23 protein-coding genes are annotated in these 25,566 nt (G+C 54.3%); 16 read left to right on the forward strand and 7 right to left on the reverse strand.

Going from position 1 to position 25,566, the window contains the following annotated elements; translation table 11 throughout:
• Positions 1 to 3: 3 nt before the first annotated feature.
• Positions 4 to 1,587, reverse strand: coding sequence for an FGGY-family carbohydrate kinase (locus tag VH86_RS15055; RefSeq protein ID WP_231647231.1), 1,584 nt, complete (start codon positions 1,585 to 1,587; stop codon positions 4 to 6).
• A 379-nt stretch (positions 1,588 to 1,966) separates the two neighbouring features.
• Here VH86_RS15055 and VH86_RS15060 point away from each other — a divergent pair, with 379 nt between their 5' ends.
• The 8 genes from VH86_RS15060 (at position 1,967) to VH86_RS15095 (ending at position 9,772) form a co-directional block, all read left to right on the forward strand.
• Positions 1,967 to 2,620, forward strand: a complete 654-nt coding sequence (locus tag VH86_RS15060) for a DUF2291 domain-containing protein (protein WP_045833397.1) — start codon at positions 1,967 to 1,969, stop codon at positions 2,618 to 2,620.
• On the forward strand, positions 2,617 to 4,155 hold the full coding sequence (locus tag VH86_RS15065; protein ID WP_045833398.1) for a sugar ABC transporter ATP-binding protein: 1,539 nt from the start codon (positions 2,617 to 2,619) through the stop codon (positions 4,153 to 4,155). The genes VH86_RS15060 and VH86_RS15065 overlap by 4 nt, the downstream gene beginning before the upstream one ends.
• A gap of 22 nt (positions 4,156 to 4,177) precedes the next feature.
• Positions 4,178 to 5,233 carry an ABC transporter permease gene (locus VH86_RS15070; protein WP_045833443.1) on the forward strand — a complete coding sequence of 352 codons (1,056 nt, stop codon included), beginning with the start codon at positions 4,178 to 4,180 and terminating at the stop codon, positions 5,231 to 5,233.
• Between the two features lie 69 nt (positions 5,234 to 5,302).
• Positions 5,303 to 6,250: a D-ribose ABC transporter substrate-binding protein gene (locus tag VH86_RS15075; protein WP_034823484.1), complete on the forward strand. Its 948-nt coding sequence runs from the start codon at positions 5,303 to 5,305 to the stop codon at positions 6,248 to 6,250.
• Positions 6,251 to 6,414: 164 nt separating this feature from the next.
• A complete protein-coding gene (locus tag VH86_RS15080) occupies positions 6,415 to 7,281 on the forward strand; it encodes a DeoR/GlpR family DNA-binding transcription regulator (protein WP_038646971.1) in 867 nt (288 codons plus the stop codon).
• A gap of 227 nt (positions 7,282 to 7,508) precedes the next feature.
• On the forward strand, positions 7,509 to 8,552 hold the full coding sequence (locus VH86_RS15085) for a catalase family peroxidase (RefSeq protein WP_045833399.1): 1,044 nt from the start codon (positions 7,509 to 7,511) through the stop codon (positions 8,550 to 8,552).
• Positions 8,552 to 9,103: a cytochrome b gene (locus VH86_RS15090; protein WP_045833400.1), complete on the forward strand. Its 552-nt coding sequence runs from the start codon at positions 8,552 to 8,554 to the stop codon at positions 9,101 to 9,103. The genes VH86_RS15085 and VH86_RS15090 overlap by 1 nt, the downstream gene beginning before the upstream one ends.
• Positions 9,104 to 9,181: 78 nt before the next feature.
• Entirely contained in the window at positions 9,182 to 9,772 is a 591-nt protein-coding gene (locus tag VH86_RS15095; protein ID WP_045833401.1) for a TetR/AcrR family transcriptional regulator, read from the forward strand.
• 15 nt (positions 9,773 to 9,787) lie between these two features.
• Here the strand turns inward: VH86_RS15095 and VH86_RS15100 are convergent, their stop codons facing one another.
• Positions 9,788 to 9,988 (reverse strand): hypothetical protein, encoded by a 201-nt coding sequence (locus VH86_RS15100; protein WP_038646979.1) that lies wholly within the window; start codon positions 9,986 to 9,988, stop codon positions 9,788 to 9,790.
• Between the two features lie 114 nt (positions 9,989 to 10,102).
• Entirely contained in the window at positions 10,103 to 10,378 is a 276-nt protein-coding gene (locus tag VH86_RS25910) for a hypothetical protein (RefSeq protein ID WP_197080224.1), read from the reverse strand.
• Here VH86_RS25910 and VH86_RS15105 point away from each other — a divergent pair.
• On the forward strand, positions 10,308 to 10,517 hold the full coding sequence (locus VH86_RS15105; RefSeq protein ID WP_038646981.1) for a glycine zipper 2TM domain-containing protein: 210 nt from the start codon (positions 10,308 to 10,310) through the stop codon (positions 10,515 to 10,517). The genes VH86_RS25910 and VH86_RS15105 overlap by 71 nt on opposite strands.
• A gap of 80 nt (positions 10,518 to 10,597) precedes the next feature.
• Here the strand turns inward: VH86_RS15105 and VH86_RS15110 are convergent, their stop codons facing one another.
• From VH86_RS15110 to VH86_RS15125, 4 genes are all read right to left on the reverse strand, one after another.
• The gene (locus VH86_RS15110) at positions 10,598 to 11,968 is read right to left on the reverse strand and encodes an amidohydrolase (RefSeq protein WP_045833402.1); all 1,371 of its coding nucleotides are present in this window, start codon (positions 11,966 to 11,968) and stop codon (positions 10,598 to 10,600) included.
• Positions 11,969 to 12,104: 136 nt separating this feature from the next.
• Positions 12,105 to 13,082 carry a VOC family protein gene (locus VH86_RS15115; RefSeq protein WP_045833403.1) on the reverse strand — a complete coding sequence of 326 codons (978 nt, stop codon included), beginning with the start codon at positions 13,080 to 13,082 and terminating at the stop codon, positions 12,105 to 12,107.
• Between the two features lie 10 nt (positions 13,083 to 13,092).
• Positions 13,093 to 14,469 carry an aromatic acid/H+ symport family MFS transporter gene (locus VH86_RS15120; protein ID WP_045833404.1) on the reverse strand — a complete coding sequence of 459 codons (1,377 nt, stop codon included), beginning with the start codon at positions 14,467 to 14,469 and terminating at the stop codon, positions 13,093 to 13,095.
• A gap of 237 nt (positions 14,470 to 14,706) precedes the next feature.
• Positions 14,707 to 15,936: a LysR substrate-binding domain-containing protein gene (locus VH86_RS15125; protein WP_045833405.1), complete on the reverse strand. Its 1,230-nt coding sequence runs from the start codon at positions 15,934 to 15,936 to the stop codon at positions 14,707 to 14,709.
• A gap of 129 nt (positions 15,937 to 16,065) precedes the next feature.
• Between VH86_RS15125 and VH86_RS15130 the strand changes: the two genes are divergently transcribed.
• The 7 genes from VH86_RS15130 to cydC all read left to right on the forward strand — a co-directional run bounded on the left by VH86_RS15130 (position 16,066) and on the right by cydC (position 25,470).
• On the forward strand, positions 16,066 to 16,803 hold the full coding sequence (locus tag VH86_RS15130) for a PIG-L deacetylase family protein (protein ID WP_045814268.1): 738 nt from the start codon (positions 16,066 to 16,068) through the stop codon (positions 16,801 to 16,803).
• Entirely contained in the window at positions 16,800 to 17,522 is a 723-nt protein-coding gene (locus tag VH86_RS15135; protein ID WP_045814269.1) for a 4-carboxy-4-hydroxy-2-oxoadipate aldolase/oxaloacetate decarboxylase, read from the forward strand. The genes VH86_RS15130 and VH86_RS15135 overlap by 4 nt, the downstream gene beginning before the upstream one ends.
• Complete coding sequence (locus VH86_RS15140) at positions 17,519 to 18,589, forward strand: 4-oxalomesaconate tautomerase (RefSeq protein WP_045833406.1); 1,071 nt, start codon at positions 17,519 to 17,521, stop codon at positions 18,587 to 18,589. The genes VH86_RS15135 and VH86_RS15140 overlap by 4 nt, the downstream gene beginning before the upstream one ends.
• 963 nt (positions 18,590 to 19,552) lie before the next feature.
• A complete protein-coding gene (locus tag VH86_RS15145; protein WP_045833407.1) occupies positions 19,553 to 20,995 on the forward strand; it encodes a cytochrome ubiquinol oxidase subunit I in 1,443 nt (480 codons plus the stop codon).
• 15 nt (positions 20,996 to 21,010) lie between these two features.
• A complete protein-coding gene (locus VH86_RS15150) occupies positions 21,011 to 22,060 on the forward strand; it encodes a cytochrome d ubiquinol oxidase subunit II (RefSeq protein ID WP_034823522.1) in 1,050 nt (349 codons plus the stop codon).
• Positions 22,061 to 22,093: 33 nt separating this feature from the next.
• Complete coding sequence (cydD, locus tag VH86_RS15155; RefSeq protein WP_082082867.1) at positions 22,094 to 23,827, forward strand: thiol reductant ABC exporter subunit CydD; 1,734 nt, start codon at positions 22,094 to 22,096, stop codon at positions 23,825 to 23,827.
• A complete protein-coding gene (gene cydC, locus VH86_RS15160; RefSeq protein WP_045833409.1) occupies positions 23,824 to 25,470 on the forward strand; it encodes a thiol reductant ABC exporter subunit CydC in 1,647 nt (548 codons plus the stop codon). The genes cydD and cydC overlap by 4 nt, the downstream gene beginning before the upstream one ends.
• The last annotated feature ends 96 nt before the right edge of the window (positions 25,471 to 25,566 follow it).

The raw sequence follows: 25,566 nt of genomic DNA on the forward strand, positions 1-25,566 counted from the left end.
TCCTTAAAACTTATTCAGTGCATGCCAGGCGGCAGGGAGATCGCTGCGGATCTGCTGATAATGGGGAAACAGTTGGTTATAACGCTGCGACAGTTCAGCGGAAGGCGGTTCAGGCGCATCCAGCAGCGGGCGCACCCAGGTTTCCACGCACTGCGCCATGGAGGGATAGGCGCCAATCGCCACCGCTGCCATCATCGCGGCGCCCGCTGCACCGGCTTCATCACGCTGGCTGATACGCACCGGCGCGCCAATGCAGGAAGAGAGGATCTGGCGTAGCGGCTGGGAACGCACCGCACCGCCCGTGAGACGAATCTCACCCGGCAGGGTGCTGCCCATCGCCTGATAACAATCACGCGCAGCCATACCGATGCCTTCAATCACACCACGCACCAGGTCGGCAAAATTGTGCTGATAGTTAAGTCCGGTGAAGCTGGCGCGCGCGTCGGCGTTGACGAACGGCCCGCGTTCACCGGCAATCGAGATGTAGGGATGGAACAGCAGGGTGCCGGGTTCGGCTTTGTTGAGCCACTGGTCGATATGTGCCACCAGCCGCGCATGATCGATTTCACAGCCGAATCCGCTCAGCAATTCACTGGCCACATTCAACAGCCAGTCGAGATTAAGGGTAGATGCCATATTGGTTTGCACCTGCGTCACATAGCCCGGCCAGGGCAGCGGAATCACATAGCCAGTTTGCGCTGGATTCAGCCACACCTCATCAATGGTCACGCTGCGCAGATGCACGCCGGTAGAGCCGACAATTGAGCAGGCGGTATGGGCTTCGCCGGTGTGCACGCCTGCGCCCAGCGCGGTCATCGCCATATCCACATAACCCAGCGATATCGGTGTGCCCGCGCGCAGGCCGGTGAGGGCAGCGGCCTCAGCGGTCAATGGATGGGTGATTTGCGTGCCATCAATGATTTCGGGCAGCAGATGGCGGCGATGTTCCAGTCCCAGCGCCGCGATGACGGTGTCGTCATAACGCTGGGTGCGAAAGTTACCAAAGGTGAAGCTGGCCTCAGAAGGATCGGTGGCACGTACGCCCGTCAGATTGAGGTAAAGCCAGTCTTTGCAATGCAGCGCCACTTCGCTGTTCGCCAGCAGATCCGGAAAGTGCTGGTCCATATGCGCCATCTGCGAACCCTGCTGGCAGGTATTCAGCCCGGTGCCCGTGGCCTTAAACCGCTCGGCTGCAAGGGCGTGCTGGTTTAGAGCATCGACGGTGTGTGCCGCACGCGCGTCCAGCCAAATCCAGGCATCCTCCACCGGCTGGTTGTTGGCACCGACCAGCCAGGTGCCATCCCCTTGTGCGGTGACAGCCACGGCCACCACGCGGGAAGAGAGGTTTTCCACACGCTCGCCCAGTTTCTTTATCGCGTCCACGGCATCTTGCCAGGTCTGCGTCATGGATTGCTGCGCGGCACCGCCTTCGCTGCGGTAATAGCGGTTACGCACGGAGGCACACGCCAGCTGTGTGCCTTCCAGATCAAACGCCACCGCCTTCACCACGGAGGTGCCGGAATCCAGACCCAGAATGATATCGCTGTTACCCACGTACACCTCCGAAGGGAAGAAAAGTTGAACCATCACGTCGTGTTAATTCCCTGTGATGAATTTGCTAAATAATGTCTTACACCACTTCCCATGGAGATAACATATCTCGTGTATTATTTTTCGATAAAACGAATAAATTTCACTTCAGTTAGCGAGTTTGATCACGAAAATGGCGGTGGTACACGACAGGGTGAAATGAGATATCACAAGAAGAAGGCTTGTATGGCGGGCCTTTATTAGCTGGAAAGGCGCTAAGGTGTGAATTTAGCGATCCAGATCGCGCTCCTGAAAAATTCGTGAACCCTCTGTTGACAATTTAGTCACATCAGCACAATCCTCATCACAAGAGTTATCACATTTATAACATTTAATGCGGCGATTATCGCAGCAGATAACAGTGAGAGGTCACGTTATGTCCGATGTCTCAATGCTGGCACAGCAGCTCTCCCGAAAGCGCATTCGCCGCTACAGCATCATCGGTGTTGTGGTGGTTGCGGTGATTGCCGCCATGGCCATTGACACCAAAGTGGTGAAAATCGGTTCCGGGCAAGATGTGCAAGAGCAAGGTTTCTCGCCGGATAGCTACGGGGAGAAAACCTTCCCCGGTATTCAGCAGGATGTTGAAGCGCGGGCGGTGGATGCAAAAACCCTCGCCGATGCATTGAAAGCCAATCAACAGGAAGCGGTGCAAAAATACGGTGTGGGTTCGCCGCTTCCGGTCATCCCCGTCAAGCTGGAGGGTGTGGTTCAGTCAGGGCAGATGGGCATCTTCCCGCTGAAAGTGGTCGGCTTGCCGGAAGGAAATGTGATTCGCCTGCAAACGGGCCCGGCTATCACCGGCACCGACTTGCGTGATGCCAGCGGAAAAATCCAGTTCGGTGATTTTACCAACCAGATTGAGTATCAAAACGCCGGTTCGGCGATCAATCGCGCCATGAAAGCCAAAGTACTGGATAAGTTGGATCGCGATGCGCTGCCCGGTAAAACCGTGCAGGTGGTGGGGGTGTTCCGGTTGCTCGCGCCGAATAACTGGATGGTGACGCCAGTCAGTCTGGAGGTGAAATGAAACCGTTCAACGTTAACCCGGCGCTACTAAAAGGCGAAGTGATCCTTGAAGCGCGCAACATCAGCAAGATCTATGGATCGACCCATGCACTCAAGGGCGTGAATTTTGAGATCCGTCGCGGTGAAGTCACCACGTTGTTTGGTGAAAACGGCGCAGGCAAATCCACGCTAATGAAAATTTTGTCAGGCGTGATTACGCCAACATCCGGGGAAATTCTCTACAACGGCGAAGAGAAAGTGTTTCGCTCCGCCACTGAAGCACGCGATTGCGGCATCTCGATTATCCATCAGGAGCTGAATCTCGCTCCCAACATGAACGTGCGCGACAACATCTTCATGGGGCGCGAAATCATGAAGCCGGGTGGGGTGGACTACGCGGAAGAAGCCCGCATAACCGCCCATCTGATGGCCGCACTGGAGGAGGAAATTGATCCGCTGACGCCGGTGGAAAACCTGCGTCTGGGCCAACAACAGATTGTCGAAATCGCCCGCGCGTTGTCGGTGAATTCACAGATTCTGATCATGGATGAACCGACATCGGCGCTCAGTGCCGCGGAAGTGGCGGTGCTGTTCCAGGTGATCCGCGATCTCACCAGTCAGGGCGTGGCCATTGTTTACATCTCACATCATCTCGAAGAGGCACTGGAGATCACCGATCGCGCCGTGGTACTGCGTGATGGCGTGATGACCGCGTACGCGAAACGCGATGAGATCGATCTCGAATGGATCGTGCGCAATATGGTGGGCGACCACTTTAACCTGGGTTCGCCCCCGCAAGGGTATGACTTTGGCGCCCAGGCGTTGACCGTGCAAGACCTGACGGTGAAAAGCAAAACCGGGATTCGGCTGGTGGATAACCTCTCGCTGGCAGTGAAAGCCGGTGAAATTGTCTGCATCTATGGCCTGATGGGCGCGGGGCGCACCGAACTGCTGGAGTGTATCGCCGGGCGTATTCATCAAAGCCAGGGACACATTTTGCTGCAAGACACCGATGTCAGCGGCTTAACCATTCAACAGCGCATTCAAATCGGCCTTGCGTTGGTACCGGAAGATCGGCAACGCGACGGTCTGGTGCAAACCATGTCAGTGGGCGAAAACCTGTCGCTCGCCAGTATCAGCGAATTTGTGCGCGGTCTGGTGCTGTCACCCCGGCGTGAAAAGCAGCTGGTGACAGACAGTATTCGCAACGTCACGGTGAAAACCGCTGGCGGTGAGGCGGCCATCGGTTCGCTTTCCGGTGGCAATCAACAAAAAGTGGTGATCGGCAAAATGCTGGCCACCCGTCCAAAAGTGATCCTGCTGGATGAACCCAGCCGCGGCATCGATATCGGCGCCAAAGCGGAAGTGTTTCGTCTGCTGGCGGAAAACGCCAAAAAGGGGCTGGCGGTGGTGTACACCACCTCGGAAGTGGGGGAATGCCTGAGTATCGCGCATCGCATTGTGGTGATGAGCAAAGGGCGCATTAACGCCATCTTCGATTCCAGCGTGAGCAAAGAACGCATTATGGCCGCTTCAGGCGAGTCTCTGGTGGCATGACATGAAAAACGGAGCAAACGGTATGACAGACAGAACACACACGCTGGATTCGCCGCCCGTCGCGAGCAAAAAGAAGGCCGATAAAAGTCTCAATCTGGCGCGATTGCTGCTGGAAGGGCGCGCCTTTATTGCGCTGCTGGTGATTATTGCCACCTTTTCCCTGCTCTCGCCTAACTACTTTACCGGCGCCAAATTCCTGACCATGGCTTCGCACGTGGCGATTTTTGGCTTACCGGCGATTGGCATGCTGCTGGTGATCCTCAATGGCGGGATTGATTTGTCCGTGGGCTCGACGCTGGGTCTGGCCGGGGTGATGGCCGGTTTTATGATGCAGGGCATCAACCTTGAAGCGCTGGGCGTGGTGCTGTATCTGCCGGTGTGGGCGGTGGCGATATTAACGCTGGTGATTGGCGCGCTGGTGGGATTGGTGAATGGCGTGCTGATTGCCTGGTTCCGCGTTCCGGCGTTTGTTGCCACGCTCGGCACCATGTATGTGGCACGCGGTATCGCATTGCTGATCACCAATGGTCTGACCTACAACAAACTCTCTGGAAGTGATGCGCTGGGCAACACCGGCTTTGACTGGCTTGGCTTCAATCGCATCTTCAATATCCCCGTCGGTGTGTTGGTGCTGGGTGTGGTAGCACTGGCCTGTGGTTTCCTGCTGAGTCGTTCGGCGTTTGGCCGCTGGCTCTATGCCTCTGGTGGTAATGAGCGCGCTGCCGATCTTTCCGGCGTGCCGGTGAAACGCATCAAGATCAGCGTTTACGTTTTGTCGGGTATCTGTGCCGCGATGGCGGGACTGGTGCTCTCTTCACAGCTCACCTCTGCCGGCCCAACGGCGGGTACCACCTATGAACTGACCGCGATTGCTGCGGTGGTGATTGGCGGAGCGGCCCTGACCGGTGGTCGCGGTAATGTGCGCGGCACGCTGCTGGGCGCTTTTGTAATCGGTTTTCTCTCTGATGGCTTAGTGATTATCGGCGTTTCTGCCTACTGGCAGACGGTGTTCACTGGCGCCGTGATTGTGCTGGCGGTATTGCTCAACACCCTGCAATACGGCAAACGCAGTCGCTAACTCACGCGCGCTGTCTGGCAGCGCGCGGTTATCCGTAAAACCTGTACCCTAAATAATAACGGAGCACCTATGTTCACAAAACGTCTGTTTATTGCTGCCGCAGCGATGGCTATCACCACCTTCGCTGCACCGACCTGGGCGGATAACGGGTTGATGACCATCATCGTCAACGATCCTTCCAACCCTTACTGGCTGACAGAAGGCCAGGTCGCGCAAAAAGCGGCTGAAAAACTTGGCTACAGCGCAAAAGTCAGCGCGCACAAAGGTGATACCAACACCGAAAGCCAGCTGATTGATACGGCGATCACCAACAAATCCAAGGCCATCATTCTTGATCCGGCTAACGCCGACGGTTCTGTCGGTTCAGTGAAAAAAGCCATCGCGGCGAACATCCCGGTGTTTATCATTAACGCCGAGCTGAATCAGAGCGGATTGGCCAAAGCGCAGTTGGTTTCTAACAATGCGCAGGGCGCGGCGGTGGGCGCAATGGAGTGGGTGAAACAGGTGGGCGATACCGCCAACTATGTTGAATTAGTGGGCCCGCCATCCGATAACAACGCAGCAACGCGTGCCAATGGTTTTGATACCGTGCTGTCACAGTACCCGACGCTGAAGAAAGTGGGTCAGGAAGTCGCCAACTGGGACCGTACCCAGGGCTTCAACAAGATGCAGTCACTGCTGCAGGCTAACCCGAATATCAAAGGCGTGATCAGCGGCAACGATGAAATGGCGCTGGGGGCGATTGCCGCGTTGAAAGAAGCCGGCAAGCTGAACCAGATCAAAGTGGGTGGTTTTGATGGCTCGCCGGATGCCGTTGATGCCGTAAAAGCCGGTACGCTGGCGTATACCGTGATGCAGCCCGTGGCGCAGTTCGCGCAGAAAGCGGTAGAGCAGGCGGATAGCTTCCTGAAAACCGGTAAAACCGGCGCAGCATCGGAAAAACAGCTGTTTGACTGCATTTTGATCACCAAAGAGAACGCGGGCAATTTCGTATCACCGTTTGTATTGAAGCAGTAATGCATGACGTGCGGCTTTCGGGCCGCACACTGCTCAACGGACGCACTCCGGTGCGTCGCTGTAACCCTTCTCGTGAGTCCAAACACCACATCATTTGCAAAAGGCGCGTTTCCGCGTTGTAATCACCTGGAACCCGCATTTCTGCATCACTTTCTGGACGAAATATGGCGCACAACCCGCAGGACTCTTCTCTTAACGTCTTCATGGCCGAACCCTTACCCAGCGACAGTCGTCAGGCGCGGCAGTTGGCGCGACGCCAGTTGATCGCGGAAGCCGTGATGGCAGAAGGCGCAATTCGCATTGAAGATATCACCGATCGTTTCGGCATCAGTCTGATGACCGCGCACCGTGATATTGATGAGATGGTCGAACGCGGATTGCTGCATAAGTCGCGTGGGGTGGTCTCTGCTACGCCTACCAGCCTGGTCGAGTCCAGCGATATCTACCGTGCGACGCGTCAACTGGAAGAGAAGCAAGCCATCGCTGAAGTGGCTGCCACTTATCTGGAGCCAGGACAGGCGATTTTCCTTGATGATTCCACCACGGTATTGCAGATGGCTCGCCTGCTACACGCGCGCGCCCCGTTAACGGTGATCACCAACTCACTGACGCTGATGAATGAGTTACGCAACGGGCGCGATATCACGCTGATGGGATTAGGCGGTCAGTTTTATCACTGGTGCAATGCGTTTATGGGCCGCATGACGCGAGAAGAGATTGCCAGTCTGCGCGCCGATGTGTTCTTCGTCAGTATGTCTGCGATCATTGATGACACCGTCTTTCATCAGTCAGCTGAAACCGTCGAAACCAAACGAGCGATGTTTGATGCTGCACAGAAACGTATTTTGATGATGGATAACACCAAATTTGAACGCCGGGCGCTGCATCGTTTTGCCCATCTCAGCGAGTTCGATGTGGTGATTGTTAACCAGGGTACGCCGGTGCCTGTGCTGCGACGGATGCAGGATCTGGGCGTGAACGTCGTGGTTGCGCCCATGAAGATCCACACAACCCCACGCGAAGAAGTTTGATTACCCCTGCGAATTTATTCCCTCAGATAACCGGAGGTGCTCACTGTCGGCCGCGACAGTGGGGCTTCTGCCTGTGCAAATGCGTTTGACAATATAATCTACCTACTAGTAGATTGATTGCTCTGCACCTGCCACCGTCAACCAGGACGGCGCAGTTGATTACCACGCGCTATTCATTCGGCTCGGGTAAGTGCCTTGTCTTAATTTATGCAATGTTGAGCGAACCTATGAACAAGCCTTCTCTTTCGACCGGCCAGACACTCATCCGTCTGGCCGCTATTGCAGTGGTACCATTGATAGTCATCGCATTATTTCTCTGGGCTGGCGGCTGGTTAACACCGGATAAGTTGACCTCCGATAAGCTCATTACCGTGCTACAAAAATCAGGCGGGGAGCATCCCGGCTACCGACGCAATCATGCCAAAGGCGTCTGCATAAACGGCAGCTTTGCCGCTAACGGCAAAGCCAGCGTGCTGTCGCGTGCCGGGCTGTTTGCACCGGGCGAAACCCCGGTGATCGGGCGCTTTGCTATTGCCGGTGGCAATCCGAACGCCCCGGATTATGCCGTGCCGGTGCGCAGCATGGCGTTAGCGTTTTACCAAAAAGATGGTCAGCAGTGGCGTACTGGGATGAATGCCATGCCGATGTTTCCGGTGAAGAGCGTGGAAGGGTTTTACGATCTGCAAATCGCCACGCTGCCCGATGCGAAAACAGGTAAGCCCGATCCCGCGAAAATTCAGGCCTTCGTTCAAAAACATCCCGAAATCAAACCATTCTTCGGCTGGGCGCAACAGTATGTGCCTTCATCGAGTTGGGCGAGCGATCGCTTTAACAGCCTCAATACCTTTAACTTTGTTGATTCGGCCGGTAAGAGCCACGTGGTTCGCTGGAGCATGGTACCGCACAGCGAGTATCAGCCAATCAGTGCTGCGGATAAGAATGACAGCAACTTCCTGCAGAGCGATCTGCAACAACGTCTTGCTAAAGGGGCGCTGCAATGGGATCTGATTATCACCGTCGCTGATGCGCAGGACAGCAGTAGAGATGCTTCGATTGCCTGGCCAGCGGACCGGCAGACCATCAATGCGGGAACCCTGACCATCAACCAAACCACGCCACAGCAGCAGGGCGCCTGTAACGACATCAATTACGATCCGCTGATTCTGCCAGAGGGTATCACCGCTTCAGACGATCCGATCCTCAATGCACGTTCATCGGCTTATGCCAAATCCTACAACGCCCGTACCCGTGAACAGGCAGGAGCACACTGATGAAACACACAGAGACTTTCCATCCGGCGTTGCGCGCGATTCACTGGCTGATGGCTGCCGCTATTATGACCATGCTGTTTATCGGTGTGGCCATGGTCGCCACCGTATCGTCACTGCACAGCTTGCTCGTGGCGATCCATAAGCCGTTGGGCTTAATGATATTGCTGTTGGTGGTGGTGCGATTGTGGCTGCGTTTTACCACCGCTAAACCGGCCTTGCCGGAGACGTTATCAAACGGGCAAAAAGCGCTGGCACACCTTTCGCATTGGGCATTGTACGCAATGATGCTGGCGCAGCCTCTAATCGGCTGGGCGATGCTGTCGGCAGCAGGCTATCCGATCAGTCTGGGAGGCAGTCTGGTGCTGCCACCCATCACGCCGATCAGTAATGATCTCTATGCCTGGTTGCGCCCGCTGCATAGCTGGGTGGCCTTAGCCTTGTTCATAACGGTCATGCTGCATCTTGCTGCCGCGTTGTTCCATGCGCTGATTCTGCGTGATGGCGTATTCAGGAGTATGACCGGCCGCCGTAAGCGTTCTGAAGCGCCTTGACATCCCGGTTGCAGGTCAGTAGGTTCAGTGCCAATTTACTGATTTGCAGCCATTTCATCTTTGCTGCTGGAGCCCTGCATGACCGTTGAACGTTCGCCTAAAGCCACTGAAATTATTAACCACACCCGAGAATTGCTCACTGCGGGTGGTTATAAAAGTTTCAGCTATGCCGATTTGGCAGAACGCGTGCAAATCCGTAAAGCCAGTATTCATCATCATTTTCCTGGCAAAGCCGATCTGGTGCTGGCCGTGGTCAATGATTATCGTGAGGAGGCGCGAGCCGGAATGGCCGCGACCAGTGAGCATTTCAGTGATGATCCGCTGGCTGAGCTGAACGGTTATGTGAATTTTTGGGCTACCTGCATTAAGGAAAACAGCTCGCCGTTCTGTATTTGCGTGATGCTGGCAGTGGAACTGCCGACCTTACCGGAAGAAGTGGCGGCTGAAGTGACCGGACATTTCGCCGATCTGTCCGCGTGGCTGGCCGGTGTGTTGCAGAAGGGGGAAAAGCGTGGGGTGTTTATTCTGCGTGAAGGAGCGGAAAGGGAAGCCAAATCGCTGATGGCCACGGTGCACGGTGCCATGATAGCCGCGCGCGCGTTTAATAACCCCGAACTGTTTTTACCCATGATTAAACCGGTGTTGAACAATCTGGTTATTACCGCCTAATTGCCTCGCGGAGATTTAGCCTCGCGACTCTTTCATCAGCAACAAAATCACTTTATCCACCAGATAAGGCGCCTGTTTATTTAATTCAGGGTCATCGCGTAACTGCGCGGCAATATTTAACGCAAAGTCGCGAAGGGTTTGTTTATCCGATTCCGTTGATTCAGCAGCCGAAGAACGGCAAACAGGATGTTGGTTAGGAAAATGAATCACACTCACATTGCCCCCTGAAATATGTCGCTAAAGTCAGCTGAATAAACATTAATCTACTAGTTGGTAGGCTGGCAGTCAAGGGATGGATTCTCAGTAAAGCACCGCAGGTTTAAACGCCTCTCAATGCCCTGAAAAGGCTGCATCGGCTGGTTTCCCACCGCTTCGCCAGTACCGCCCGAAAATAGGAATTTTTACCTTTCGCCGTTTCACAAATCCTCTTAAATTAGCGCCGACGAGCAGTGCAAGTCGCCAACGATTTGGTGTCTTAACAACAATCAAATTAAAAACAATTGCATTCCATTTTTTAATGGTAATGAGGATTTCGATGCTTTTAAAACGCAGCTGCAGTTTTGCCATTGTCGCTTTAGTTTGTTTATCGGTTACCGCTTGTGGCATGTCGCATCGTGGTCGTAATACGGCGATTGGTGCGGGTGTCGGTGCAGTGGGTGGTGCGGTATTAACCGGCGGCAGTACCTTTGGTACGCTGGGTGGTGCGGCCATCGGTGGTTTGATTGGTCATGAAGTGAGCCGTTGATTCATTCTGCTGATCTATTTCGTCGCGCAATGAATGCGCGGCGAAATAAATTCTTTTATAACATCGTCTTTATTCTTCCATTAGATTTTCTTTAACTGGCCAAACACCTGTTTGCCGTTATGGAATGTCGCCATCACCGGTGCAATATGCGCCACGGCTTCTGCAGAACAACTCGCCGCGACCAGCATCATCGTTGCGCTGTCCTGTGCCTTCGGCCACTGCAGTTCTCCCTGGCTATTCAGCGGCAGCACCTCATTGGTGGCAATACCCAAAGCACGACTCAATGAGAATTCATCCGGGCCACGATACAACTGCGCATAGACATTGGCTTTTTCCAGCATGCTGCCGCTGCCAAAGGGTTGCCAGTGGTCGGCAATGGTATCCGTGCCGGACCATACAGGAACACCCGCCGCACGCAGTTGCGGCAATGGCATGATCACGCGACCAATCGGCACGGTTGTCGCGATGCTAAACTGCTGCGCTTTGAGTTCCTCAATCATCGCATCCAGTTCACTGCCCGATAACGTGCCCAGCGCAAACGCATGGCTGAGGGTGACTTTTCCTTTTAACTGCGGATTCTCGCGCACCGTTTTCAGCATATAGCGTATCGCGGCTACGCCGTGCGGCTCGGTTTCATGCAGGTGGATATCCACCGGCGCAGCAAAATCCAATGCGATGCTGAACATCGTATCTAGTGACTTCTCCATCGCACCATCGACATTGGTCGGATCCAGGCCACCGACAAAATTGGCCCCCATTTTCATCGCTTCACGCATCATGCCTTCAACGTTTGAACGCAACAGCCCATGCTGCGGGAAGGCGACAATCTTCGCGGTAAAGTCCTGACGGTGCTTTTCAATCGCCTGTTGTAAGTGCGCCAACCCATCCAGCTTGCTGATCGGGTCGATATTACAATGGCTGCGCGCTGCGGTGCTGCCTTTGGACTGCAGTAAGCCAATCAGCTTTTCGGCACGCATTTCGGAGGTCGGCACAATCTCAGGAAGAATCTGCTCCTCCTGATGAATCATATCGATAACGCTTTTGCGCGGCAGCGGAGCGCGCCATCCATCGCCATAAAAGGTTTTATCGAGGTGAATGTGCATATCGCGCGTTGCGGGCAGCAGGACGTGTCCCGCCGCATCCCAGGCGGGGAGGGTGCTGCTGAATCCCGCGGCGTGGATGCCCGTGATTTGCGCGCCGTTGATTTCGATATCGTACAAACCGGTGCGCGTGGCGGTGATGACGCCCTTATGGCGCACAAAGCCTTCTTCGAGGCGTACATTGCGCAACAGATAGTGGCTAACATCGATATGCGTCAGGTTTTCAGGCGCACAGGCTGCCGCTACAGCTGTGCGGCCACTTAATCCGGCGCCGAGCAGCGTGCCTGCCGCCGTCAGTTTGATGCCAGCGGAAAGAAAGTCACGGCGGTTGCCGTAAGTCATGAGGCTCATACGTTATTTTCTCCTTGTAGGGGAGATTTACCCTAGAGGAGCGATAAGCGCTGTGCTGTGATTTTTTCCACTGATAACTATGGAGAAAAGTAATGACGCATCGGACAGCATCGCTATCCGATGTTCTGTTGAAGGGTTAATGATTTTGCGTGGGCATCGGCGGTGTGCCATGAGTATGGAAGGTCTCAATGGTCTTCAGGCCCCACGCCTGGCCTTTCTTACGCTCGCTCTCCGTCCAGACCACGGTCTGCCAGTCTGGCGCCAGAATCAGACGTGCGCCGGAATTGGCCAGCTCAACCCGATTTCCTGCCGGTTCCCAGACATAGAGGAAAAATGTGCCCTGAATGGCATGTTTGTGTGGGCCGGTTTCAATGTGCACGCCGTTTTCCAGGAAGATGTCGGCCGCGCGCAGAATGTCTTCCCGCGTGTCGGTGGCGTAGGTCACATGATGCAGTCGCCCGTTGCCGCCACCGTGCTCTTCGGTACAGGCCAAATCATAGGTTTTATTATTGATGGTGAACCAGCAGCCACCAATGCGGCCATTATCCAGCTGAATCATCTCTGTTACGCGGGAGCCTAAACAAATTTCCATAAAGCGCTTGAATTCACTGACATCGGCAGCCAACAGATTGAGGTGATCGAGACGGCGCGGACAGGCGCCACGCGCATGGTAACGCTGGGACAGGTTTTTCAGCGACGGACGTTGATCGTCAGGTGCCTGATATCGGACCGTGTCGTAATAGATCTCAAAAATGTGGCCAAAGGGATCGGTAAAGCGAAATGCCTGGCCGTGGCCCTGATCGTCGTTGACCCAACCGAGCACTTCATAGGGGCTCGCTTCAATCGCCGCAACACGCCGTTCCAGCGCAGCCTGCGAAGCGGCGCGATAAGCAATGTGCCCCACACCGGTAGTGTGATGACGCGTGAGTTTCAGGCTGTGAAACTCATAATCATCCCAGGCGCGCAGCCAGGCGTGCTCGTCGTCCTGCGCGGTGATTGTTAAGCCATAGACATTCACAAAGAAGTTAAGGCTCTCTTCAAACTTGTCGGTGTAAAGCTCCACGTGAGCAAGATGCGCAATATCGAAGCAGGGTTCAGAAGATTGAGATGTCATGATGCCAATCCTATTTATTGAGAGTTTGTGACAGCGCCGGAAGGTCATCCAGCGCTGCGCCCTTTATTTTCAGAGACAGAGAAACGTTACGATGAAGCACAATACTGATCGCGGCCAGTAAAGCGGGTAGAGCGAGAATATAGAAAATCGCCGACTGCGCCGGGAACGCACCCATCAGCAATCCGCCAATCGAAGAGCTGAGGATGGCACCGGTGCGGCCAATGCCGTGCATCCAGCTCACGCCGGTGGCGCGTATTTCAGTAGGGTAATACGCAGGAGAATAAACCTGCAGACCATTCTGTGCGCCATTAATACACGTGCCGATAACGAAAATGAATACGCCCAGAGCCACCCCGGAAAACGCGAAGATGCCCTGTGCTAACAAGCAGAGACAACCCAGCAGATAGACCACGCCAATCACCACTCTGGCGTTGCACTTATCCATCAATGCACCCACCAGAATACCGCCAAGTGGACCGCCTAACTGGAACAATCCCGCCAGAATGGCCGCCTGTTCAAGGGAAATGCCGCCCGAGCGCATAATGGTCGGCAGCCAGCCGTTAAGCAGATAAATCACAAACAATCCCATAAAGTAGGTCACCCACAAAATGATCGTGCCGCGGGCAAAACCGTGGTGGAAGAGCTGTGAAATGGTGCTGTTACGATGGATCCGAGGAGAGTTGAGCACGAACGCCGCATCCTGCTGAAACTGGCCGCCCATGCGATTAAGCAACGCGGCAATCTTCGCGCGTGGCGCCCGGCGCACCACCAAATTCAACGCAGATTCAGGCAGCAGATAACTTAACAAGGGAAGCAGCAGCAGCGGCAGTGCACCGCCGAAAATGAGCACAGCATTCCAGTGATAGTGCGCCAGCAACGCCGCCGCAATAAATCCACCCAGCCCGGAGCCGATATTAAAGCCGCTGAACATCAGGGTAATCATCACGCCCTTACGGCGCTCAGGCATATATTCTGCCAGCAGCGTGACACAGTTGGGCATGACTGCGCCCAGCCCGAGCCCGGCAATGAATCGCATCATCGCCATTTGCAGCGGCGTGGTGGCGAAGGCGCAGATCAGACTGAAAGCGGAGAACATCAGTACCGCAAGCAGGATGATTTTTTTACGGCCAAAGCGATCGGACAAAGGACCGGCGATCAATGCGCCAATCGCCACGCCAAACATCGCTGCCCCCAGAATCGGCCCCATTGCGGCGCGTGAGATATGCCACTGCTCTATCAACGCCGGCGCAATAAATCCCATCACGGCGGCATCGTAACCGTCGAACATAATGATGATCAGGCAGAGAAATAACACGCGCCATTGAAAGGCGGAAATGGGTCGTGAATCAATCCAGGCTTTGATGTCGACCAGCTTATTTGTATTCATACGTTCGCTCTCTCTACGGGCACGCAAAGTCTATTGAATGACGAGTCATGATTAACTCATCCAACTCAACGGTAAGCACCGTGCCGCAGACTGTCTGTCAAAAAAGGCTTTTAGCGGTATGAGTTACGTTTATATTGTGAGCGAGCTGTCATAATCCACGGTCTAAATTCGGGTTTGTGCTGACCGCTGGAAAGGGGGATATGAGTGAACGGCGTACCAACATTGTATGAATTTCGTTTAGGTCGCTGTTGTATGAGCTTCGGCGTTGATGCACTTAATCAGTGCCAGCGTGGCCGGGGAATGCAGCGCACCCGCGCGCAATGTAATACCAATATCACGACGGGTATCGGGCAGAGGAAAGGATAAAGGTTTGAGCGTGCCCGACTTCAATTCGTACTCCAGTTGGTGCCATGACACGGCTGCCACCATATCGGAGTCCATTAATAAACCGCGCACGATCGCCAGGTCACCGCTCTCCACCACCGGTTTGGGTGCCGGAATGTCCAATGTGGCAAAGGCGTGTTCTAACAGATGGCGGGCCGGGCTGTTTTCACGCGGCAAAATCCACTGTGTGTCAACGAGATCGGCAGCGCTTAATGCTCGACCCACTAATGGATGTTGTGGCCTGGCGAGCAGCACCAGCTCTTCGCTAAACAGCCGGCGATTATCGATATCATTAACGTTGCTGTCATGACGTAAGGCACCGACAATCAGATCAACGTCACCTGCACGGAGTTCGGTAATCAGCGTGCTAAAGGCACTTTCATTGGTCACGACTTTGATTGCCGGATGTGCCGTCACTAAGCGGGTGATCGCGCGGGGCAATAACACACTGCGACACAATGGCAGGGCACCAATATGAACGGTGCCCTGCAAAACCCCTTGCTGAGCGGCAAGATCTTCCGGGATATGGCGAATTTCATTCAGGGCGCGGCTGATATGTGGCGCCATTTCACGTGCGGCGGACGTCGGCTGCATGCCTCGCGGGGATCGCTGGAACAGCACGATATTGGCCCCTTTCTCCAGCACCTTTAACGCGGCACTGACGGCGGGCTGGCTGATAGCCAGCGAGCTGGCCACGCTTTGCGTGTGCTGCAGATGAAACAGCCGTAAAAATATCTGCAGGCGTCTGACGTTGAACAACCAAATCGGTTCGGCTTCATCACGCATAGATTCGCGCTGTTTAAATCGGGCGAGAAGTGCGGGTATCTGTTTGAGTTCCTGAAGGGCGCGCTGGGCGCGGGGTAGCACGCATTTTCCCTTCTCGGTGAGCAGCATCCCGCTGGCATGACGTTCAAACAAAGGCGTCGCCAGAGTGTGTTCCAGATCACGTATCGATCGCGTCACTGCCGATTGCGTGCGAAATAAATCTCCTGCAGCCTCCGAGACAGTTCCCCGTTCGGCAATCATACAAAGTGATCTTAGCTGCATGATTTTAATGTGGTTAGCGTCTTCACTTGCCAGCATGCCTTCTGCTCCTGAGCCTCTGATAATGATCACAACATAAATAAAAATCATAGCTCGCACAACGAAAGGCATTATTCGGTCTGGATGCTGCGTGTCAGGATGAAAAAAACGCAACAGAAGGGGAACACAATGGAAAACACAGTGAAAAAGAGTGCCCTGGTGGTCAGTGCCCATTCCGCTGACTTTGTCTGGCGCGCAGGCGGTGCTATCGCTTTGCACAGTGCGAGCGGCTATGACGTGCACGTTGTCTGCCTCTCTTACGGGGAGCGCGGTGAGTCGGCAAAACTGTGGCGCAAAGGCAACATGACCGAGCAGACCGTTAAGCAGCACCGGCAGGCCGAGGCCGAACGGGCCGCGGATGTGTTAGGAGCGAGCATTGAGTTCTTCGATCTTGGCGATTATCCCCTACGCGCAGATAAGGATACGCTGTTCCGCCTGGCCGATGTGTTTCGCCGCGTGCAGCCACACTTTGTATTGACGCACTCGATTGCCGATCCTTATAACTACGATCATCCGCTGGCGGCGAATCTTACGCAGGAAGCACGCATCATTGCGCAGGCAGAAGGGTATCGTCCGGGAGAACCGATTATCGGCGCGCCGCCGGTTTACTGTTTTGAACCGCATCAACCTGAACAATGCCTGTGGAAACCGGATGTGCTGCTGGATATCACCTCAGTTTGGGAAAAGAAATACCAGGCGATTCAGTGCATGGCCGGGCAGGAACATTTGTGGGAATACTACACGCGCGTGGCGCTACAGCGGGGCGTGCAGGCCAAACGTAATACGGGGATTGCTTCGACGCGCGTCATCACACACGGCGAAGGCTATCAGAGCCTGTTCCCACGGGTAACGGAGGATCTCTCATGATCGCGGTGAACCAGAAAGGCATTGTTGTTACGAAGATTGAGCGGGGCGATTCCGCTCTGATCGCGCAGTTCGCCCGTGCCGGAGTGGCAACCGTCCACGAAGCGCAACAGCGACAAGGTCTACTTGATGTCCGGATACGACCGATCCAGCAGGGCGTATCGATAGCCGGCAGTGCGGTCACGGTGCTGGTTTCTCCCGGGGATAACTGGATGTTTCATGTTGCCGTCGAACAGTGTCAGCCTGGCGATGTACTGCTGGTGGCACCGACCTCGGATTGCCATGATGGCTTCTTTGGTGATCTGCTGGCCACCTCGCTTAAAGCGCGCGGTGTGGTGGCGCTGGTCGGCGATATCGGTATCCGTGACAGCCAGACTCTGCGTGAGATGGGTTTCCCGGTTTGGTCACGTGCGGTGTTCGCCCAGGGAACGGTAAAAGCCACGCTGGGTTCGGTGAATGTGCCGATTATCTGTGCCGGTCAGCTGGTTTATCCTGGCGATATGGTGGTTGCCGATGATGATGGCGTAGTGATTGTGCCGCGAGCAGAGGCGATAACTGTTGCCGGGACAACCCAGCAGCGGGTCGCCAATGAGGAGAGTAAGCGAGTAAGACTGGCTGCCGGAGAGCTTGGACTGGATATTTATCAGATGCGTGGCACGTTAGCGGAGAAGGGATTGCGCTACGTGGAGTCTCTGGATGCTCTGCAAAAGAGTTCACTATGAAACAGACGCTGATACCCTGTGTTTTGATGCGAGGCGGCACCTCCAAAGCCGCGTGTTTCCTTGCCAGCGATCTGCCGGAAGCGGGAACGCAGCGAGACCGCGTGTTGCTGGCCGTCATGGGTTCACCGGATCCACGTCAAATTGACGGCATCGGCGGTTCCGATCCGCTGACCAGTAAAGTGGCGATTATTTCTCCGTCCACGCGTTGTGATGCCGATGTCGATTACCTGTTTGCACAGGTTAACGTGGATCAAGCGGTGGTCGATTATGGACAGAACTGCGGCAACATTCTTGCCGCCGTGGCGCCGTTTGCCATCGAGAAAGGCCTGATAAACGCACAGCATGACATCACGCGCGTGCGCATCTTTATGGTTAACACCGGGCAAATCGCGGTGGCGCAACTTGCCACGCCCGATGGCACGGTGGAATATCAGGGCGATACGCAGATAGACGGCGTACCAGGTTTTGGTGCAGAGCAAATTCTGCAATTCGAGGATATTGCAGGGTCCAGCTGCGGATCGCTGTTACCGACCGGTGAGGCGCGTAATCGGTTTGACGGGATTGAGGTGACCTGCATTGATAACGGTATGCCGGTGGTGATCCTGCGTGCTGAGGATGTGGGATGCACTGGCCAGGAGACCCGCGAGCAGCTTGAAAGCAACGTTGAGTTAAAAGCCCGTCTGGAATCCATCCGCTTACAAGCGGGTCCTTTGATGAACCTCGGAGACGTGACCAAACGAACTGTGCCGAAACTGACCCTTATTGCTCCGCCCGTTAATGGCGGTGCGCTATCGACGCGGACGTTTATTCCGCATCGCTGTCACGCTTCTATTGGTGTATTGGGTGCGGTGAGTGTGGCCACGGCCTGCCTGATCCCCGGTTCCGTGACGAAGGGAATCGCGCAGATTACCGATGACAGGCAGCAGCGTCTGGCGGTGGAACATCCAAGCGGTGAGTTTAGCGTGATGCTGACCTGTGATGAGGCAGGGAAGGTGACGCAAAGCGGCTTGATACGCACGGCACGACTGTTATTTGACGGACGGGTCGCCATTCCAGCCTCACGCTAAAACACGAACTACCCTGCACGCTGACGTTCTCCTATGCTGACAACCTTATGGGTTGCCGGCATTTTCCATTCGCTCTCAAAAATTTTCGTTTCTGCGCGTGATTTCTTGCTCCCACTCACTCTGCCTCGCCAGCCCTTTATTTGCCATAAATAAATGTCGCCTGATTCATTATTAATGTGACAAGTGTGCGCACGGTGTGTCTTTAATGTTACGAGTCGGTATATTTAATAGAGAGATTTTTAAAGATTTAATGGCGCAGGAATAAAGTGTTCTAAAAGTGACAATTGTTTTTGGTTTGTTAAATTAAATCATTCTGGCTGTTATTAAAATACAATAACTCAATGCTTGTTAAAATTCCGTATTATTGATGTTGACCGTATGTCTACGGTAATTGTAACCCTGCTAAATAATAAGATAATCGCATCATTACGGGATGAACACTGATGATTTCTCCTTTGAATGCAACATAATTAACGCTCAAAACCAAGCTAAAACCTTGAATTAAGTTGATAAAAATCAAAGTTTATTTCTGGGTTAACTGTGTCGCTACATTTAATTCACATGAAAATCATTCATTTATAGCGCGATTTTTTGCTTTTTGTTACAAGTTACCCCTTTAATTAGGATGCCTTTGTGTAAACGAAAATATAGAATAATTTACAGAAAAATTCTTATTACGAGCGGTGTCGATACCTACGCCTGCAAGTGTTATCGACAGACATTTCGTTAACAATCATGATTTATTTTCCCCGTTCTTTCTCCGGAACGAACGCCGAAGTGAATAACCTATTCTCCAGTCGTCATCTGTCTGGAAAATATACTGTGGTTGTTGCTCGTAGTTAAGAGAAAGACGACAGTGCGGCACCGATTTCAACTTGTTATGCACCAATCTCACTTCATAACTCGTGAAATGGCGCTGGATTGCCGTTAACTAATTCGGTCACTCAAAAAAAGAAGATAGTCATGCTAAGTAACGATCTTACATCGCTGATCACGCGTATTGACTTCGCGCTAATTTCATCCATTCACATCATTTTCCCCCCGCTAACCATCGGACTGGCTGCACTGTTGTTCATTTCTGAACTGATGTGGGTCAGGAAGCAAGATGAGCAGTGGTATCGCCTGTGTCGCTTCTTTGAAAAGCTGTTTATCGTTAACTTCGGTGCTGGCGTGGCAACCGGTGTCACCATGGAAATGGCCTTTGGTATTCTTTATGGCCGCTTCTCGCAGGCTGCTGGCCCGTTCTTTGGTCAGGTGCTCGGCTATGAGACCATCACCGCCTTTATGTACGAAGCGGGCTTTATCGGCCTGATGATTTTTGGCTGGGGCAAGATCAGTAAAGGGATGCACCTGTTTGCGACCTTTAACGTGGCGCTCTCTTCGACGCTTTCTGCGATGTGGATCCTGGTGGCTAACTCCTGGATGCAGACACCCACCGGTGTTGAACTGCATAACGGCATCTTCATTGTGACCGACTGGCTGGCCGCACTGTTTAACCCGAATGCGCGCAGTGCCTTCCCGCACATGCTGCTGGCGAGTTTTGAGTTGTCGCTCTGCTTCGTGGTGGCAACCTGTGCCTGGTATGTGCTGAAACAACGTCATGTGGACCTGTTCCTGAAACCCCTGAAGTATTCACTGATGGCGCTGGCCGTGGTCGCCGCCGTTCAGATTTATATGGGTGACGTGCTGGGTGAAGCAACGCTGGAACATAAACCGGCGGCGCTGGCGGCAATGGAAGGGCACTACGATACTTATGATTCAGCGGGTAACGTCAACAGTGCCTGGCATATTCTGGGTTGGCCAAACAAAGAAGGCACTGGCCTCGCATGGTCTATCGATATCCCGCACGGTTTAAGCCTGATTGAAACCAAAACCTGGAACGGTACGGTAACGGGCCTGAACAGCTTCCCGAAAGATCAGCAACCGCCTGTGGTGTTGCCGTTCTACGCTTTCCGCGCCATGTCAGGCGCTGCTGGTGCCATGTTGCTGGTGAGCCTCTGGGGCGTCTGGCTGATTGCACGTCGTCGCATGACCGCTGAGCGGGCTCCGCGCAATAAGCTGTTCCTGGCGCTGGCCGTTATTATGGTGGTCCTGCCTTATATCGCCGTGATTGCGGGCTGGTGGACGCGCGAAATTGGCCGTCAGCCGTGGATCGTTTATGGCCTGATGCGCACCGAAGACGGTATGAGTCCAATGACCCTGGGTCTGGCGATCTTCTGGCTGGTGGGCTTTGCCATCTTTGAAACTGCGGTGGTCGCTGGCACCATTTGGTTCCTGGCGAAAGTGGTGCGTATTGGTCCTGATTTGACCAGCAAAATTCCGGGCGAGGGGCATGAGCATTTGGGTCACCTTGAAATGCCTGCCAGTGGCCATGCTGACCATCCTGAATATATCCGTCCGGTTTGATGGGAGAAGAAATCCATGGACATGCTTAATTCGACTCAGCACTTCCTGATCATCGCCTGGTGGTTAGCCTTTGGTATCAGTGTTCTTTTATATATCGCGCTGGATGGCGCCGACCTGGGGGCAGGGATCTTCTCGCTCTTCGTCCGCGACCATGATGAACGTGGCGCGATCATGTCGGCAATGGCCGGCACCTGGGATGCCAACGAAACCTGGCTGATCGTCGCCGGCGGGATTATGTTCGGCACCTTCCCGTTTGTTTACGGTTCGGCGTTTAGCTATCTGATGGTGCCGATGGCGCTGGTACTGTGGGGCATTATGTCTCGTGCGGTTGCCCTGGAGTTCCGTCATCTGGCCTCGCCATTCTGGCAGAAGTTTTCTGACGGCATCTTCGGTGTCGCCAGCCTCGCGGTCACTTTCTTTGGTGGGATGAGCGTTGGCGCGTTGCTGCAAGGTTTCCAGATGGATTCGCCAGCTCAAGGGGTTCCAACCTATGTGGGCGGCGCATTTAACTTTATTTCAGCGTTTTCCATCTGGACCGGTGTGGCTTCCTGTGTGGCAATGACGCTGGCAGGCGTACTGTTCGTGCGTGCTCGCTTCGAGAAAAATGAACCGATTCGTCAGGATGCAGCTCGCTGGACTGCAGTGATTTTCTGGTTAGCGATTGCTGCCGTGGTGATTACCTGGGTGTGGAGTGCGGTGATCTTCGACTGGGCACGTGCGAAATGGTTTGGTCCGCATTTCTGGATCTGGGGCCTGTTTGGCTTAATCGCACTGGTCTGTATTGATCAGGTGCGTCGTGACACTCTGAAGGACAAAGATTTTGCAGCGGTGATGTGGTTCAATGGCGCGGCATTCATTCTGGGCTTCGGTATGTTACTGACCATGTTCCCATGGATCGTGCCAGGCACCTGGACCATCTGGGCGGGCGCCAGCCCACAGGTTTCGCTGATTACCTTCACCATGACCATGGGTGGTTTTGTGCCGGTGATGCTGATGTATAACTGGTATCAGATCTGGGTATTCCGCGGCCGTATCTCCAAGCTGGTTGGTCACGGGGGACACTAAGACATTATGTCTGCGAGTTCCCCTCCAAGTGGAATGGCAGCCCGCCTGGCGGAACGTTGGCTTTCGAGCCTGCGTCGCCAGGCGGGCGGTTTATTTTCACTGTCCATCAGTATGGCGGCGCTCAATGCCATACTGATGATTGCACAGTGCTGGCTGTTAGCCTGGCTGATCAGCAACGCTGTGCTCGGCGGTAAAAACTTTACTGCACTCCTGCCTTATCTCTTGTGGCTCCCGGTGGTGATGTTGCTGCGCGCAGGGATCGATATCCTGCGTCAGGGCTTTGCATTTGAAGCTTCTGCACGTATCCGCCAGGGACTGCGCGGCATGTTGTTAGATCGTATCGCTGCGTTGGGTCCAGCCTGGAGCCAGCATCAACGTACGGGCAGTATCGCCAGCTCCCTTGGCGAAGGCGTCGAAGCTATCGAAGCCTATTTTTCCGGTTTTCTTCCGCAAAAAATTATCATCGGCATTGTGCCGCTAGCCATTCTGGTGGCGCTTTTTCCTTTTGACTGGGTCTCCGGCTTGATCATGCTGATCACCGCGCCGCTGGTGCCGTTGTTCATGATCGTCGTAGGAAAGGGCGCAGAGAAAATGAGCCTGAAGCAGTGGCACAAACTCAGTCTGATGAGTGCCCACTTCTTTGATGTAATTGCTGGCCTGACAACGCTTCGTCAGACCAATGCGGCGCGCCGGCAAGCGAACATTATCGCGGCGATCTCGGACAGCTATCGTCAGACCACCATGAAGGTGTTGCGACTGGCATTCCTTTCCTCATTAGTGCTGGAATTTTTTGCCACCATCAGCACCGCGATGGTGGCGGTGTATGTTGGATTCCGTCTGTTCTATGGCGAGATGGGCTTCCTGCCTGGGCTGTTTGCCTTGTTGCTGGCACCGGAATTTTTCCGTCCGCTGCGCGATTTGGGCACGCACTATCATGCCCGAATGGATGCCATTGGCGCGACGGAAGGTCTACTGGCGATCCTGAATGCTGAAGTGCCTGCATCGTCGCAAGGCCACGCCGAACTCCCGGCAAAACCGCGTGAAATCAACGTGGAAGGCGTGAGCTATCAGTATGAAGAGGGCGGCGGAGTCGCGGATGTCTCGTTGACTTTGCGAAGCGGGGAAACACTGGCGATTGTCGGCACCAGCGGCGCCGGTAAAACGACGTTATCGCGCCTGTTATTGGGCTTTATTACCCCAAACTCTGGACGCATCGTCATTGATGGCAGCGATCTTTCATCATTAGATCTTCCCGCATGGCAGCAACAGATTGGCTGGCTCCCGCAGCGGCCGACCCTCTTTGCCGGTTCGATTGCGGAAAATATCCTGTTGTCGCGTTCAGGTATCAGCCAGGCAGAGGTTGAAGCAGCAGCAAAGCTGGCTCAGGCTGACACGTTTATCCAGTTACTGCCGGCGCACTATGAATACCGGCTGGGCGACGGTGGGAAAGGGCTGTCCGGTGGGCAGATCCAGCGTATTGCGATGGCGCGCGCCGTATTGAGTGCGCCAGCGGTGGTGATTCTTGATGAACCCACGGTGGCGCTGGATCGTCAGACAGCACAGCAAATGATTGCCGCGTTGAGTGACACATTACCGGATAGCGCACGCTTGATCATCACCCACGATACGGAGATCGCTGCCACGGCTGACCGGGTTATCGTGCTGGCGAAAGGGCGTGTGGTCGAGTCGGGAACGCCGCAGGCACTGCGCGATCAGGCTGGGGTATTCGCTGAACTCGAGCGTCTGCAAACAGGAGACCTTGCATGAAGGATCTTTGCCATCTCTTGCGCCTGGCGCGCCCATGGCGTTTCCGCATGGCGGTGGGGATATTGCTCTCTGTGATTGTGATTCTCTCCAACGTTGCACTGCTTGCCTTGTCAGGCTGGTTTATCACCTCCATGGCGCTGGCTGGCGTAGGCTCTCTGGCACTGGAGTTCTTCACTCCGGCTGCGGCGATTCGTGGCCTTGCGGTATTACGTACTTTCGCGCGTTATCTGGAAAGATTAGTCACGCACGATGCAACGTTGCGCTTGTTGTCGGTTTTACGTGTCTGGTTCTATCAACAATTAGCGCATCTTGCGCCTGCGCGACTGCAGGATTTCCGCGATGGGGATGTGCTGGCACGTTTTCGCGCTGATATTGATAGCCTCGACAATTTCTATCTGCGTATTCTGACGCCGGCCATTGCAGGGCTGATTTCGTCGCTCATCATTTTGGCAGGAATTTGCTGGTTCTCACCTTCAGTGGCATTGATTGATGCCGTGGTGCTGATGCTTGCGGGCGTGATCGTGCCCTGGATTGTGGCATCGCTGACGCAAGCCAGTGGCAACCAGATTACTACCGTGCGCTCATCCGTTCAGGCAGCATCCACCGATTTGGTGCGGGGATTAGCAGAGTTACAGCTGGTTGGGGCTGTTAGCCATCAAACCGATCATCTGCGCCAGCTGTCTCAGCAACTGATTAGCGCACAGCGTCGGCAAGCCTGGATTAGCGCCAGCGGCGGGGCGCTTTGCGCCTTAATGGGGCAGCTCGGGTTATTTTTTGCCTTTATCCTGTTGTTTAACACTGGCCATGCAACCGGCATTTCTGCCAGTGAAATCGTGATGTTGCTGTTCACCATACTGGCGAGTACTGAAGCGGTGGCTGGGTTGCCCGCTGCCTTTGCCGCCCTTGGCACTACGCGCGCAGCGGCACGCCGATTGTTCTCGATGACCGAACTGACACCGGCGATCGTCTTGCCTGAAACCAGCTCAGTACCGGAAAGCAGTGAGCTGTCATTTAATTCAGTCACGATGCGTTATTCACCTGATGCTCCCAACGTACTGGATAAACTGAGTTTTACCGTGCCCGTCGGCCATTGCCTGGCGATTTTGGGACCCAGCGGAGCGGGTAAAACCACCGTATTAAATCTGGTGCAGGGATTCTGGGAAACGACAGCGGGAGATGTCACTATTGGCGGTTGTCCGGTCAGGACGCTTTCTGAAGATACACTGCGTCAGATGATCTCGGTGGTTGGCCAGAAAACCTATCTCTTCAACGCATCGATTCGAGACAACCTGCGCCTGGTTGCACCGGATGCGGATGACGAGGCTTTATGGGATGCACTGGCGCGCGCCGCTTTAGACGACGAAGTCCGCGCATTTCCGCTGGGGCTCGACACCCTGGTGGGAGAGTTAGGAGGGCGTCTGTCTGGTGGTCAGGCCCGCAGGATTGGGATTGCCCGCGCGTATCTTTCCCATGCGCCGATCGTGTTGCTGGACGAGCCCACCGAAGGGCTAGACGCAGTAAATACCGAATTAGTGCTTAACTGCTTGAAAGAACTCATTAAGGGTAAAACCACGCTGCTGGTGACCCATCAGATCCAGCCACTTTCCCTCGCGGACAGTCGGTTACTGCTCGATAAACAATAACAAGAGCAGGGATCTGTTTTTTGGTTTATTTACATCTGCTTAGGGTCAACCTGAGCAGATGCTTAATCAATACAAAAATAAACTTGTGAGACAACT

The organism is Pantoea sp. BL1 (assembly GCF_000963985.1).
Classification (GTDB): domain Bacteria; phylum Pseudomonadota; class Gammaproteobacteria; order Enterobacterales; family Enterobacteriaceae; genus Pantoea; species Pantoea rwandensis_B.